We start from the raw sequence: 15,031 nt of genomic DNA, 5'->3' as shown, positions 1-15,031 counted from the left end.
GAATGTGCGGTCCGATTCTTAAATTGGACAGGTGAGGTTTCTCAAAACCTCGTTTCATAAATTCGGTTTTGAGAAACCTCACCTGTCGGTTATAAGTAACCGACAGCACATACGCACCTGCCATCAGAACAACTTCTCGTTAGGCGGCTTTATGCCCTTCATCCGAATGTAAATCGTGCACTGGCCCCGGTGGTGCGTCTGGTGTTCGAAGGCTTTGGCCAGCAACACCTCCCGTGTCATTTCACGCTGGCCCATTTTCACGGACTCCGCCAGTTGGGCATCGTTTAGGCCTTTGATTGCATCGAGCATAAAATCGTAACTGTCCATTACGGTTTTGGTAAGAGCCGCTTTTGTTTTCAGCTCATTCATCTCTTCCAGTTTCTTGCCCTGAAAGGGATTTGCTTTGCCACTGACCATCGCCCCGAAATTGTAATTGGCGGCAGCCAGGTGTAGCATCTGATCGGCAAAACTGCGAATCTCGGGGGTGGGTTTGTAGCTCATACCGTCTTCCGACATCACGTCCAGATACTCTTTCGTGTATTCTTTAGCCCGTTGCCAGTCGGCAGTTAGCTGGGTTATCGTCGTCATGGGCGCAGCGGCTTCCACAGCCGAAAACACCCAGAGCAGGCCCAGTAGAGCGAGCATAAATCGAAGCGGTAGTTTCGTGATCATTGCAGGGTTGTTTTATTGGTTACGAATGATTTATGGTTTATTCCGGTAAAAGTTCGGCACGTGCATTAGCTACTCCGTTTGCTTGCTCACCCGTCTGTTTTGGGTTATCTTTCTGCACTAATTTTGACCTATTTCGTCTCCAGATGCCCTCTCGCCGTTCCTTTCTACAGGCCACCACCCTGGCACCCTTCCTGGCGCTGGAAACCAGCCCGTCACCGCCCACCCTTATCAAACCGGCCCGCTTACGACCCGGCGACACCATTGGTTTATGTTGTCCGGCGGCTCCGGCCTATAGTCGCGAAACCGTTCAGATAGCCCAGGAATCACTTCAGGCGCTCGGCTTTAAAACGGTGGTTGGCCCGCACGTATACGACCGGTACGGGTACCTGGCCGGACGCGATGCCGACCGGGCTTCCGACCTGCATGCGTTCTTCAACGACCGTAGCGTCAGCGCAATAATGGCCATTCACGGGGGCTGGGGCTGCGCCCGGCTGTTGCCTTTGCTGGATTACGACCTGATCCAGCGCAACCCAAAAATTCTGATCGGCTACAGCGATGTAACGGCCTTACTGCTGGCCATATACGCAAAAACAGGACTCGTAACGTTTCATGGCCCGGTAGCATCGGCAACCTTCAACGGCTATACAGTCGACTGGTTTAAGCGGCTTCTGCTGGAAGGCGAAGTTCTGACGATGCACAACCCAACCGAAAAAGGCGACAACCTCACGCTGACCCAGGATCGAATTACCACGATCAAACCCGGACTGGCCCGCGGCCGACTGGTGGGCGGCAATTTAACGGTGCTTAGTCACCTGATCGGGTCGCCGTATCTGCCCGACTGGAAAAACACAATTCTGTTTCTGGAAGACACCCACGAGGATATTTACCGGATGGACAGGATGTTCACGCAGCTCAAACTATCGGGTATTCTGAATCAGATTGCGGGCTTCGTTTTTGGTAAATGCAGCGACTGTGGCCCCGGCAGCGGGTATGGCTCCCTGACGCTGGAGGATGTTCTGACCGAATACATTATTCCGCTGGATAAACCCGCCTACGCGGGGGCCATGATCGGCCACATCCGGGATAAGTTTACGGTTCCGCTGGGCATCGACGCCGAAATCGACGCGACGGCCGGTACCATCCGACTGCTGGAATCAGCGGTGAGTTGATATAAACTGATTGTGTACCGGGTCAATCTCCCGATCAGCAATGTAACTTTGTGGCAGCTACTCTGCCGATTGACTCAGACACCTATGCTCAACGAACAAGCCCACGGCAACACCGACATCTTACGGGAGCTGCTGCACTATGAAATGCCGTTTGGCAAATATAAAGGCTGGCTAATCAGGTCATTGCCAATGTCCTACCTGGAGTGGTTCGTACAGAAAGGCTTTCCAGTTGGCAAGCTGGGTATGCTGCTGCAAACGATGTACGAAATTAAACTGAATGGCCTGGAATACCTGCTTGACGGATTAAAACGTAATTCATAATTACTTCTTCTCCTCCTCCTTCGGCTTTACAGCAGGAATAGCCGGAGATTTCCAGAAGTCCGGCGCGCCGTATTTACCCTTAGCGAGTTCCCCTCCATAGAGCACTGAGTTCAGCAAAACCCGGTAGGTTCCTAGCGGTTGTCCGCGCCACTGGGGCCGGAATCCGTGAAGAATAACATGCCCTTTGCCGTGCTGCACATCCAGTGAGGCCGCGTATCCATGAAGAAATTTTTCGCCCAGCAGATAACCCGACCGAAGCGGTGAACCACTCGGCGCAAACTTCGCTAGTGCCTGCCCCCGGAATCCCTCAAGCGTAGCAAAAACGGGACTTCCTTCCACAAAGACAGCCGCTCTAACGGGCATCCCGGCCATGACCGGGTGCATAGCATCCGTTTCTATTTCCAGCAGCGACCCACCCGTAAAGAAATCCTTGCTATTCACGCCCACTACTACATTTTTGACGGGCAAATGCAGGGCCTCAATGGCATAATCACTGCTGGCGTTCAGGCAAACGAGTGTGCCTCCCTGGCTCACGAAATTATTCAGGTTACTTCCGCCCTGTTCCCCTAAACCGCCTTCATAAGCCGGTGGCACAGATCCCTTTACGAATCCATCTTTTATGTTTCTTGGTCGATCAGAGGCTAGCAAAATTACATCGAAACGGTCATTTAAATCACCCATCAGCACATCGGTGTTCGTGATGTTCACAAATGGAACCTCAAACTGCTCCAAAACCCAGTGCGTCCAGCCTTCATCCATACTAGCGGTCCAGGGCTTGTAGACGGCAATACGTGGTTTTATCGTCGCACCCGCCGTCGTTGTTGTTCGTTCACCGGTAACACCCAAATCTTTTATCCAGGGTTCGAGGATGGCTTTTCCTACTCCACTAATGCTATACCGCTGACTGTCTTTGTTGTAGTTGACCGTACCACCCGCCTTCAACGATCGGGTAATAACTTTAAACGCATTGTTTTCGGCCGGGTTGACCTGAACCACGGTGCCCGAACCCGTCAGGCGGCCTTCGGGTGCTTTGATTCCTGCCGACACCGGATTTGTATCAAAGCCGATACCCATGACAAAGTCGGCGGGATTCGCATCTTTTCGGTCGTCCGCTTTCCAGTCTTTACTCGTTCCACTAACCAACTGAATCGCTCCTTTAAGCTCAGCGGTCAAGGGTGTTGTCGCCGGAATAACGGTCAATTCAAATTGTAAAGGCAATGTCCATCCGGCCGCATCGTACGGCTGCTCAGGTGGACCACCGGGAAATTCACGCAAATCAGGATACGACTGCACATCGAGAAGCTGTTTGGTCAACTCCCCAAACTCCTGATTCATGGGAATTACCCAGGTGTCTTTAGCATAGGTTCGTCCCTCAAAAGCAACGTCTTTCGTCAGCTTACCGATCCGAATTCCGTGGAAAGCCAACCGACGCAGCAGTTCGGCGGGTCGGGCGGGGTCGCGTTGCTTCTGGGGAATAAAGTAGGCGTAGGGCGGCTCCTGTTCGTATTTTTTGATGGTGTTGCGTCCCGCCTGATAGCGATTGTACAGGAGCACGTCACCGTATTTAGCGGCATAGTCGAGCGTTGCCAGCGAAGCCGTTTGCATATACGCAATGGCATCACTGATGCGCCACCAGCCACCGGGCCAGGGGCTGGAATACAATGACTCGACGCGAAACTCATTTTTGTCTTTCGGGAAATCCCGAACGGTGTAAAAATGGGGCGTTGCGTAATTGTACAACGCTGTTTCCGTCCAGAAGGCCGGAATGTTTTGCAGTACCGGCATGTAATCGATGTAGCCTGGATACCAGGCATCGAAACCAGTTCCCATGTGAGTGGCCCCTTTTTGCCCGTTACTTTCCAGCGCCTGCGCCATAGCCATACCAATCATGTTCACTTCGCGGGCAATGATCGGGGGCGTTTGAGACGCAATGGGTTCGGCAAAGGGCGGCAACCAGATACGCGTCGGGAACGGCGAGGTCTGGTGGTGAACGAAAATAATAGTTGGCTCCCAGTCGCGCCAGGTACGGGTCACCACCCGCGATTCAATCATATTGAGCATGTAGGCATCGCGGTTGTTGTCGTGTCCAACATATTTCTGGTACAGAAACGGCGTTGGTGCCACCTCGAAAGGCGTACCTACATTCGACTTATACCAGTCGCCAACCATCGTCTGCCCGTCAGGATTGAGGGATGGCCACAGGAGTAGAACCACATTATCCAGAATGTTCTTTATTTTGGGATCGTCGGCCTTGCTGAGCATCTCATAGGCCAGCGAAAGGGTATGCTGGGCCCCGGCCACCTCCGAGGCATGGAGGCCGCCATCGATGTGTACCAGCGGTTTACCTTCCATTGACAGCTTCTTCGCTTCCTCATCCGACAGGCCCGCCGGATGCGCCAGTCGCTGGGCAATGGCCCGGTATCTGTCGATATTATCCAGGTTCTTTTTGGCCGAGATCAGGGCGAAGTACCAGGGTCGGCCTTCTGACGTTTCGCCTACGTAGACCAGCTTCATCAGGTCGCTGGCCTGGTCGAGTTTCTGAAAGTAGTTCAGGGATTGTTCGTAGGTGGCGAGTTGAAAGTCCGCCCCGACTTTAAAGCCCAGCGTTTCTTCGGGTTTGGGAATACCGGTTTGCTGAGCTATCGCCACTGAACCAAGTAAGCACAGGGCGCAGCTAGTCAGAAGTAGCGTATGAAATATCAATAAGAAAAGCGACTTTAATGAATAAAAGCGAGTAGGTAAGAGAGTCCCCATGCAGTGCAGTATCGACTAGAGAAATTTAGGTAGCTTACTGTGGCAATAGGAACGAAAGTCCCTATTTTGGCTCACCAAACATACTACAGAAGCTATTCATTGCAAAATTTTGTTTGGCATTTCAATTAATAGTCAATACAAAATAAGTATTCATCTTCCACGAACTGAGCAATTGACTACCTACCTAGCAGGCGTTTGCAATCGTTGAGTACTGCCAGTGCGTACGAACCATAACGTAGTTACGCCCGTTTGTCAGTTGACAGGTCTGTATAAGTTGGCGTATCTACGTAACCGGCACATAGTTAATCCATTCTAAATGGTTTCCAGATGAAAATCAGAGCGATTATAACCGGTGCTACAGGCATGGTGGGCGAAGGTGTCCTGCATGAATGCCTGCTGCACCCCGATGTAGAGCAGGTGCTGGTCATCAACCGAAAACCCGGTGGCGTATCGCACCCCAAACTCAGGGAAATCATCTTGAAAGACTTCTTCGATCTGTCACCGATTGAAGCCCAGTTGAGTGGTTATACTGCCTGCTTTTTTTGCCTGGGCGTGTCATCGGTCGGGATGAGCGACGCCGAGTATCGACATCTGACGTACGACCTGACCCTGAATTTTGCCAAACTTCTGGCGAAGTTGAATCCAGACCTAACATTCGAGTATGTATCGGGGGCAGGTACCGACAGTACGGAAAAAGGCCGACTGGCCTGGGCGCGGGTCAAGGGCGCTACCGAAAATGAACTTATGCGATTGTTCCGGACTGCCTACATGATGCGACCTGGCTTTATGAAACCAACACCCGGCCTGAAAAACGTGAAAAGCTATTACCGGTTTATCGTCTGGTTATATCCCCTTGGTCGGGCACTATACCCGGCTGGCTTCTCGACCTTGCAGGAACTGGCCCTCGCCATGATCAAAGCGGCCAGCATCGGCTATGAAAAGAAAATTCTGGAAGTGAAAGACATCGTAGCCCTTGCCAAGCGGTAGTAGCAAGATTAGCATAACTCTATATTGACAGCATTTAAACCTTTCTTACCACGCTCCACTTCAAACTTGACTTTGTCCTTCTCGTGAATTCGATCTTTTAACGCGCTCGCATGAACAAATATATCCTCATCTGAACTGTCTGGCTTAATAAAACCAAACCCCTTCGTTTCATTAAAGAACTTCACAGTTCCGGTCTGGACAAGCGATGTATATCTGGGTGTGTCTTGAGTGTTACGTACGCTTCTATTGCCAAAACCTGTAATCTGATCAAATACATCATTAAGATCCCGGGTCAACTTATCCAATTTGTGCTTGTCCCGAAGCGTATTAAGATGAATAGTGTCAATTATATCGGATAACATTTCTTTCTCGTTATCAGACAAATCATCGTCGATAGGAATAATATCTTCCACTTGCTTACGAGCATAGGAAAGAAGTCTATACAGCTCATTGATGATGGAAACGGCTGAATCTTCCTGTATCTGGGTTAATTGATTGAATACATTTATATCAGTACCGGAGTGGTGAGCAGCTTCTCTGGAGTGTTTCCTACGTGTGGATATATCTGTTCCTGGTATCGTGTTCATAACTTCAAGTCTGCTGCTAAAAACGCACTAAAGATAGAAAAAGTTTTAACATTACCTCACTAATAATCAACGCTGATTACATCAAAAAGGTCTCTGGGAAGTTCTTTAATTTGGTACTCTATCGATCGAATCGATGCCTTATCTTTAAGCCCTACTGGTTTAAGAATCGTTTCTATGTGTGCGTTATGGGGAATTATATAAATGAACGGGGTAAAATCTGAAAATATTTTCCTCTGCCAGCTTCGATTCACCATAGCTTTGATTTCTTCAAATTGGGTAAATGAGATAAGGCGATTGTCATGCTTAAACCTTGCCCCTCTTCGTATGCCACTCACATTTTGCCTTATTTTAGCACTATGCTCATCTTCGGATTCGACATCTCGTCTAAGCTCTTTGTAAATCTCTTTGGGGTTTGATGAAGCAGGTTGACCTACTTCATGAAAGAAGGGACTACACCAAACATAATGCATATTATTATAATACTTTTCATTGATCTCATAGGCAAGCCTGGTGTTGACAGAATAATATATCAAAATCTTACTCATATAAAGTTTATAGGTTTATTACGGCAATATATAATTTATAGATGTAAAAAACCTAAAGATAAGCTCCCAAAATCGGCTTAGACTTACCGTGTCTTTAATGACTACTTTTTTATACTTTATTTTTAGTGCCATTGGCCACTAAGAAATTACTTCACTCAACTACCGAGACAATGACATAATTATCGTTGCGGGTAATACCGTAAAATACGAGCTTGCCGGTTATGCTTCGGTCAATACCAAATGCCTGCCCTTCGCTCTGGGTTGGAATGGTTTTTACGTATTGTAGCGTATAGCCTCGCTCGGGTAATTTCAGGACGTATAATTCAGGCTTATCGTGACCAGTGCAGTAGATGAGTCCGTCGGGTCCCCAGGTACCGCCTGATGTGCTATAGGGCGCAAATGCCTGTAACACATTGGCCGGAAACGTCCAGGATTCAAGTTGCTGCCAGTTTTCGTTAAACTTAACCAGTGTCGTCCAGCGATTGTCCCGCCCTTCGGCGGAAGCTTTATTCGAGTAGTTGGCAAAAGCCACCCACCAATAGCCCCGATAAAAATCAGCCCAGGTTACGGAGCCGGGAAACAGTCCGAAACTATGGTTGCCAATATGATTCAGCGTCCGCGTGTCGAAGATTTCGATGGAACTGGCCATGGGCACGTCGGGGTAATTCGAGTGGGTGCAGTAAAGCTTCCTGCCAACGACAACCCCGCTGTTCATGTGCTTGAGAAAACCCGTTGTATCGCTCCAGAAGGCAACCTGCTTGCCGTCAGATTTGGTATGTTTTGTCAGCGAATGATTGTTGATAACGTAGAAATGGGTCTGATCGACTGCCACTCCCTGCTGAACCTGAGCCAGTTGAAATCGCCGGATTTCGGTTGCTTGCTGAGCCAGGCTGGTTGCTGAGCAGATGATACTTATACCTAAAACAGCATTCCGAAGTACTTTATGTAATCGCATGAAGGTAAGGTTCGTCAATAAAAGCCGAAAGGTAAGCGACACAGGCATCTCCTGGCCTATGCTACGCCAGAATGTTACCGGATGCGCGTAGCACAGACAATCCGTTCTCTTTCTTTGCTCTACCAACAGCCAGCGGGCGATTGCATTAGAGAAAACCAACTCCTGTGCTTTGTAGGATAGTCTTCTTATGCCTGCTATGCCCCTAACCATTACCTTCCTCGGTATTCTGCTCCTGATTGCGCTGATTTCGGTTGTTCGCGTACATGCGTTTCTCGCTTTTCTGGTCGTATCGCTGGGCGTTGGTCTGGCCCTGGGGTTGCCCCCGCTGTTGGTGCTGGACGCGATTCAGAAAGGAATTGGGGGCACCCTGGGCTCGATCACCGCCATTATTGCGCTGGGAGCCATGCTGGGGAAACTGGTTGCCCAAAGCGGAGCCGCTCAACGAATTGCCGTGACGATGATGACGCTGGTCGGCACCCGGCATGCCCGCTGGGCTTTTCTGATAACAGGCTTCCTTGTAGGCTTGCCCCTCTTCTATTCGGTTGGGTTTATGTTGCTAGCCCCACTTGTGATCACGGTGGCCTACCGCTACAAGGTGCCCGCCCTGTACATCGGCCTGCCGATGCTGGCATCGCTATCCGTCACGCAGGGATACCTCCCTCCCCACCCGGCCCCACTGGCGATTCTTAAGCAGTTTCATGCCGACATGGGCCTAACGCTCTATTATGGCATCATCGTTTCCATTCCGGCCATTCTCGTATCCGGGGCATTGTTCGGGAGTACGCTAAAACGCTATACGACCTTGCCCAATCCCGCCTTCATCGCAGCCGACCTACCCGAAGAGCAGATGCCCTCGACGGTGGTGAGTTTCCTGACGGTGCTGCTGCCCATTCTGCTCATTGGGTTTAGCACCGTCGTGAGTCCGCTGCTGCCCACGGGCTCGGTTGGTCAGCAAGTCCTGCTTTTTATCGGTGAGCCCGTTGTGAGCCTGTTTTGTGCCGTCATCGTCGCAAGCGTTACGCTGGGCCTTCGGCTGGGCCAGTCCATGCCGACCGTAACGGCTATGCTGGCCGATTCAATCAAAGACGTTGCCATGCTTTTTCTGATCTTTGGCGGGGCAGGCGCCCTCAAACAGGTGCTGACGGATGGTGGTGTAAACCAGGCGGTAGCCGACCTCCTGCGGGACTCCACCCTGCATCCGTACGTACTGGCCTGGGGCATGGCCGCCCTGATTCGGGTATGCGTGGGCTCATCGACGGTATCGGGAATCACAACGGCCGGATTCGTGGCCCCGCTCCTGACGGCATCGGGTGTCGAGCCTAATTTGATGGTGTTAAGTATTGGCGCAGGTAGCATGATGTTCTCCCACGTGAACGACACGGGCTTCTGGCTCTTTCGGGAGTACTTTCAACTGTCGATGGTCGATACGCTAAAAACCTGGTCTATCATGGAAACGCTGGTATCGGTATCGGGCCTGGGGGGGGTCATGGCGTTGAACTGGGTGCTGGAGTAGCTCATTGTTGAACGCTATCGTGGTGTCAGATTCTTAAACCTGACAAACTAGGTTTCTCAAAACCTATATACACCTATACACTAGGTTTTAAGAAACCTCACAACGTCAGGTGTAAGAACTTGACACCACAAACATTGCTGGTGCCCTCACAAAAACACACGTTAATCCCGCCAAACATTACTATTCCCACAAAGAGTAGTAAATTTAATCTTTCAGCAACTCGACGGTCAAAATTGGAAGCCTCAACGACTGCTTATTTATACACAACTGATGCAGCCCTGTGGGACGACTTCCTGGGTGGCAGCAAGCACGCCTATGCCTATCTGTACAGCAAATACGCGCCAACTTTATACAATTACGGCTATAAGATTGCCCAGAATCGGGAGTTGACCGAAGACTGTCTGCAAGACCTTTTTCTGACTATTTTGGAAACCCGCGAGCGCTTAGGTCGTACGGATTCCATTAAGTTTTACCTCATGCGCGCCCTGCGTCGGGACATTGTCCGCAAGCTGACCGCAGAGCAACGGTTCGATCATGAATTGGACACGCTCGATTTTAGGATTGAGTTTCGGTACGAACCAACCTGGCTCGATCGGCAGGTCTCGCAGGAGCAGTCGGCCCTTCTGCTGTCGGAATTGAATAACCTCCCCGCCCGGCAGCAAGAAGCCCTCTTCCTGAAATATTTCGACAACCTCAGCTACGAAGAGATTGCCGGGATTATGGGCATTGAACAAACGTCTGTTTATAAAATCGTTTATAAAGCCATTGCGTCCCTCCAAAAACGAATGCCCGTACAGACCGTATTCTTACTATTAGCACTCATTCGATAATTAGTAGAAAAAAAGCAGGGATACCGAGGGATAATTAGCGTAGTACGGCTCTTTGTTGAGTATACTTCAGCCGGTTCCCAGTAATGAATTCTGCTCAACAACCCGACTACAGTCAGTATTCACTTCACGATTTTGTTCTGGACGAATCGTTCCGCCAATGGGTCTTCGAACCCGATGAGCAGCGGATGTCGTTCTGGCATGGCGTTATGCTCCGGCATCCCGAACAACAGGCCCTTATCGACGAAGCAACGTCACTTCTGCTTCACCTCCACGTTCGCTACGACGACCTCACCGAGGCCAGCCAGCAACGCATCTGGCAGGTTCTCGACCAAGCTTTCGATGATCACGAAACCACAACCTCCGTTGTCCGGCCCCGTTCGGTCTGGCAGCGCTTCACCACCAGGCAATCAGGTTGGCAAATAGCAGCCTCGCTGACGGGTCTGCTCCTGATAGCAGGTGGGCTGATCTACTACCGGCTGATGCCCAGACAACGGCACATCCATACGGCTTTTGGCGAAACGAAAAGCGTAACGCTGCCGGATGGGTCGAAGGTCGTACTAAACGGCAACACAACCCTTACCTATTCCGATACCTGGAGCAACAACCAGTCGCGGGAGGTCTGGCTCGATGGGGAAGGCTATTTTACCGTCACCAAAAAGAAAGCCCTGGGGGGCCGGGTAAAATTTGTGACCCATACACCGGGCCTGGATATCACCGTCCTGGGGACGCAGTTTAATGTCAACACCCGCCGGGGCAATACGGCCGTGACCCTGGTTGAGGGGTGGGTACAGCTATCCAAGCCCGATGAACCGTCGGGGCGGGTAATCGACATGAAACCCGGCCAGTTTGCGGCTAGTCAGCCCAACATTGAAGCGGTAGCGATCCGTACCGAAAAACCACAACTGCACACATCGTGGGTTAACCACCAGTTTGTTTTCGACAATACGTCTCTGAGTGATATTGCCCAGCAGCTTCACGACACTTATGGCCTGGAGGTCGTTTTTGAAGACAGCGATCTGGCCAGTCGCCGATTTACGGGTAACCTTTCGAATCAGAGCATCGAAACGCTGCTGACCACCCTTTCGCTCACATTCGACCTGACCGCCCAGCGGAATGGCGACCGAATCAGTTTACGCCACAATCCATGATCTAACCAGACTCATTTCCCTATCTCTCATCCTATGAAAAACCAGTATCTTATTTATTCAATGCTGTTGGCGGGGATCTACACGGTGCCGCAACCGGGTATAGCGCAGCTACTTACCCGAGCGCAGCCAACCGTTGAAAGCGCTGCCAGCCGAAATCTGTCAGTCTCCAATGCATCGGCCATTCAGCGCAACCGCCGTAGTCGCTCCCTCAAAAAAGCCCTGACCGAACTCGAACGGCGGTTCAACGTCAGCGTGGCGTATGACGAGCAGTTGCTGGCCGGACGGCAGACCGAAGTCGATCTGGACGGCCTCTCGCTCGAACAAGCATTAGCGCAGGTAATCGACGCGCAGGGACTTCGCTACCGAAAGGTAAACGATTCACTTTTTGCCGTTCAGGCAGCGCTACCAAAAAACGTCGGGCCCGGTCTGCCAGCAGAAGGGGCCACGCCATCCCTACCCGAACGGAACGAAATCACCACCAAAGTAGCCGACGCTCCGCAGGTCAGGCGGATTACGGGGCAGGTAACGGACGAGAATAATCAGGGATTACCCGGTGCCAATATCATCGAGAAAGGAACCACTACCGGAGCCACAACCGATGCAGACGGCAACTTCGTATTGAACGTAAGCGACGCAGCAACTACGCTGACAATTTCCAGCGTGGGTTATGCCAGCCAGGACGTTCCGATTGGTAGCAGTGGTGTTGTGAATGTCAAGCTGGTTCCCGACGACCGAACCCTGAGCGAAGTGGTTGTAATTGGGTATCAGACCGTTCGCAAGCGGGATATAACGGGAGCCAATGACGTAATCAGCTCAACCCAGGCGAACAAAGTAACGGCCAACTCGCTGGCCGAATCTATTCAGGGCTTATCGCCCGGCGTTACAGTGCGCAATACGGGTGTGCCGGGGCAACAGGCGTCGATCCAGATTCGCGGGGTGGCCAGCTTTCTGAACACCGACCCGCTCTACATTATCGATGGTATGATTGCCGATGCGAACCCAACCATTAACAATGATGACATTGAATCCATCCAGGTCTTGAAAGATGCTTCGGCGGCCGCCATCTACGGCTCACGGGCGGCCAACGGCGTCATTATCATTACGACCAAACAGGGGAAAGAAGGACCAATTCGGGTGTCGTTCTCCGCTAAATACGGCATCCAGCAAGTATATAAACGGTGGGATGTGATGGATGCGTCTGGCTTTGCGGCTCTGCAACGAACCCAGTATCAGAACGCCGGACAAACGCCCCCGTCGAGCGTAGCAACGGGGACCTTTAACCCAAACATCAATACGAATTGGCAGGATCAGGTACTTCGAACGGGTAGCTTGCAGGATTACAACCTGACGCTATCGGGCGGTTCGAAAACCGGCACTTACCTCATTTCGGGAAGTTATTTTAACAATACCGGCTACGTCATCGGCAGTAATTTCGACCGGGCCAGCCTGCGCATCAACACGCGCAGTCAGATTGGCCGGTTTACGTTCGGCGAAAATGCGGTGCTGACGAACTCGAATATTCAGAATTTCCCGGCGGGCAACCCCATTTACGATATGGCGGGTATGCTGCCGGTAATTCCCGTGCAGGACCCAAGTTATATCGACGCCAATAATCCGGGGGGCTATGGCATTGGCCGAAATCCTGACGCAGTGACGTATGCCTATAACCCCGTGGCGGTTCGCAATCTGGCCAGCAACAAAAGCAATTTTGCCAAGTTGGTCGGTAACGCTTATCTCGACGTTAAACTGGCCGACTGGCTCACCTATCGCGCCAACGCCGGTCTGGAAGTCAGTTTCGATTACACGCAGAATCTGCGCCGACTTGGTATCTACCAGTACAGTGCGTCACCGGTACCCAGCTCAGTGGGCGAAGACCGGTCGCGCTACCTGAGCCTTCTATTCGAGCACACCCTCAATTTCAACAAAACCGTTGGTTTACACAGCCTTAACGGCGTTCTGGGTATCAGTCAGCAAACAACCCGGCGCGACATTACCTCCGGGTCGCGCACGAACCTCGGCTACGCGGGCGGCCAGTATTTTACCACCATCAACGCGGCAACGGGCATCTCGAACTCGGCAGGCAGCACACCCGACGATTACCGGATCCTGGGCTACCTCGGGCGGATCAACTACGCGTATAACGACAAGTATTTGCTAACCTTAACCGGCCGGGTCGATCAGGATTCACGCTTTGGGTCTAATTACCGAACAGGATTTTTCCCGTCGGTAGCCGCAGCCTGGCGTATCAGTCAGGAAAAGTTCTTCCATGTCGACTGGATTTCTGATCTTAAATTAAATGCGTCTTACGGGAAGTTAGGCATTGTCGTACCCACCCTTGGCTCTTTTCCCTATACGGCGTTCATCAACAACAACCCAAGAGCGATTTTTGGTATTGACCAGACGGCCAGTGTAGGCGCTTATCAGGCGCAATTGGCCAACCCGGACTTACGCTGGGAAGAACGAATTCAGCAAAACTACGGCGTATCGGCCAGTTTCCTGAACAACCGGATCACGACGGAAATTAACGTCTACAACTCACTGTCCAACGATGCCATACTGAATCTTTCCGTACCGGGTTACCTGGGCAACCTGCGGGGAAATCCGTACGTCAATACGGCTTCGATCCGCAATAGGGGCGTTGAGTTCTCGGCTACCTATCGAAACAACGAACACCCCGTTAAGTGGGATGTATCGGGCAACTTCACGACCATCAAAAACCGGGTCGAAAACGTGGGCAACCAGGGGCAGGAAATCAACTACATCCAGAGCGGCAACACCCGCTCGCAGGTGGGCCTGCCGGTGGGACAGTGGTATGTGCTGAAAACGGCAGGACTGTTCCAGAATCAGGAAGAAATCAATAACTACCGGGGGCCCGGCGGTCAGCTCATTCAGCCCAATGCGAAGCCCGGCGATGTTAAATACATCGATACCAACGGTGATGGGCAGATTACCCAGAACGATGACCGCCAGTTCGTCAGCTCACCCTGGCCTAAACTTCAGGCAGGGGCGCAGTTCAACGCAGCTTACAAGCAATTCAGCCTTAACCTGCAGCTTACGGGCGTGTTCGGGTACACCGTCTACAACGACGTTCGGCGGGGACTGGATAGCTACCAGTTAACCAACTTCCGCCGGGATATAAACCCGTGGACGACCGCGAATACGGGCACCAGCGACCCGCGTCTCGGGCTGGAATCGGGCGATCAGGGCATTATCTCGAACAATTTCGCCTATACTGACCGCTGGCTGGAAAACGCTTCGTACGTCCGTTTCCGGAATGTTGAGATCGGTTATACGCTGCCCAAGGCACTGCTCAGTCGGCTCAGCATTCGCAATGCCCGCGTGTATGTCAGTGGTCAGAATCTATTCACGATCACCAACTACACGGGTCTTGACCCTGATGTGACAGGATCGAATATTCAGGAACGGGGTGTCGATGCTGGACATTGGCCCTCGCCCCGCGTGGTCTCCCTTGGCATCAACTGTGATTTCTAATACTACCTCACCGCTGAAAAACCGGCTATGAAGAATGAGCAGAAAACAAACGCTCTTG

At 51.5% G+C, this 15,031-nt stretch carries 12 protein-coding genes; 7 read left to right on the top strand and 5 right to left on the bottom strand.

The features are described from left to right. Positions 1-123 precede the first annotated feature (123 nt). Positions 124-672, bottom strand: a complete 549-nt coding sequence (locus ACYU8Y_RS00445) for a DinB family protein (protein ID WP_460933063.1) — start codon at positions 670-672, stop codon at positions 124-126. A 143-nt stretch (positions 673-815) separates the two neighbouring features. Here ACYU8Y_RS00445 and ACYU8Y_RS00440 point away from each other — a divergent pair, with 143 nt between their 5' ends. Both ACYU8Y_RS00440 and ACYU8Y_RS00435 read left to right on the top strand, forming a co-directional pair. Beyond that, the gene (locus tag ACYU8Y_RS00440; RefSeq protein ID WP_460933061.1) at positions 816-1,841 is read left to right on the top strand and encodes a S66 peptidase family protein; all 1,026 of its coding nucleotides are present in this window, start codon (positions 816-818) and stop codon (positions 1,839-1,841) included. Positions 1,842-1,925: 84 nt separating this feature from the next. Further along, complete coding sequence (locus ACYU8Y_RS00435) at positions 1,926-2,162, top strand: DUF3820 family protein (protein ID WP_460933059.1); 237 nt, start codon at positions 1,926-1,928, stop codon at positions 2,160-2,162. Here ACYU8Y_RS00435 and ACYU8Y_RS00430 read toward each other — a convergent pair whose 3' ends face one another. Then, positions 2,163-4,811: a M14 family metallopeptidase gene (locus tag ACYU8Y_RS00430; protein ID WP_460933057.1), complete on the bottom strand. Its 2,649-nt coding sequence runs from the start codon at positions 4,809-4,811 to the stop codon at positions 2,163-2,165. 432 nt (positions 4,812-5,243) lie between these two features. Between ACYU8Y_RS00430 and ACYU8Y_RS00425 the strand changes: the two genes are divergently transcribed. Beyond that, positions 5,244-5,903 carry a Rossmann-fold NAD(P)-binding domain-containing protein gene (locus tag ACYU8Y_RS00425; RefSeq protein ID WP_460933055.1) on the top strand — a complete coding sequence of 220 codons (660 nt, stop codon included), beginning with the start codon at positions 5,244-5,246 and terminating at the stop codon, positions 5,901-5,903. Positions 5,904-5,911: 8 nt separating this feature from the next. Here the strand turns inward: ACYU8Y_RS00425 and ACYU8Y_RS00420 are convergent, their stop codons facing one another. The 3 genes from ACYU8Y_RS00420 to ACYU8Y_RS00410 form a co-directional block, all read right to left on the bottom strand. Then, positions 5,912-6,088, bottom strand: a complete 177-nt coding sequence (locus ACYU8Y_RS00420; protein ID WP_460933606.1) for a cold-shock protein — start codon at positions 6,086-6,088, stop codon at positions 5,912-5,914. A 461-nt stretch (positions 6,089-6,549) separates the two neighbouring features. Continuing rightward, positions 6,550-7,035, bottom strand: coding sequence for a hypothetical protein (locus ACYU8Y_RS00415; protein WP_460933053.1), 486 nt, complete (start codon positions 7,033-7,035; stop codon positions 6,550-6,552). A gap of 151 nt (positions 7,036-7,186) precedes the next feature. Next, entirely contained in the window at positions 7,187-7,990 is an 804-nt protein-coding gene (locus ACYU8Y_RS00410; RefSeq protein ID WP_460933051.1) for a hypothetical protein, read from the bottom strand. A gap of 196 nt (positions 7,991-8,186) precedes the next feature. Between ACYU8Y_RS00410 and ACYU8Y_RS00405 the strand changes: the two genes are divergently transcribed. The 4 genes from ACYU8Y_RS00405 (at position 8,187) to ACYU8Y_RS00390 (ending at position 14,973) form a co-directional block, all read left to right on the top strand. Further along, positions 8,187-9,503, top strand: a complete 1,317-nt coding sequence (locus ACYU8Y_RS00405) for a gluconate:H+ symporter (protein ID WP_460933049.1) — start codon at positions 8,187-8,189, stop codon at positions 9,501-9,503. A gap of 233 nt (positions 9,504-9,736) precedes the next feature. Further along, positions 9,737-10,333 (top strand): RNA polymerase sigma factor, encoded by a 597-nt coding sequence (locus ACYU8Y_RS00400; protein ID WP_460933047.1) that lies wholly within the window; start codon positions 9,737-9,739, stop codon positions 10,331-10,333. A gap of 83 nt (positions 10,334-10,416) precedes the next feature. Further along, positions 10,417-11,481, top strand: coding sequence for a FecR family protein (locus tag ACYU8Y_RS00395; protein WP_460933045.1), 1,065 nt, complete (start codon positions 10,417-10,419; stop codon positions 11,479-11,481). A 33-nt stretch (positions 11,482-11,514) separates the two neighbouring features. Next, positions 11,515-14,973, top strand: a complete 3,459-nt coding sequence (locus ACYU8Y_RS00390) for a SusC/RagA family TonB-linked outer membrane protein (protein ID WP_460933043.1) — start codon at positions 11,515-11,517, stop codon at positions 14,971-14,973. The last annotated feature ends 58 nt before the right edge of the window (positions 14,974-15,031 follow it).

It is taken from the genome of Spirosoma humi, assembly GCF_054776575.1.
Note: the sequence above shows the minus strand (reverse complement) of the source record. Positions and strands in the feature narration are given on the sequence as shown.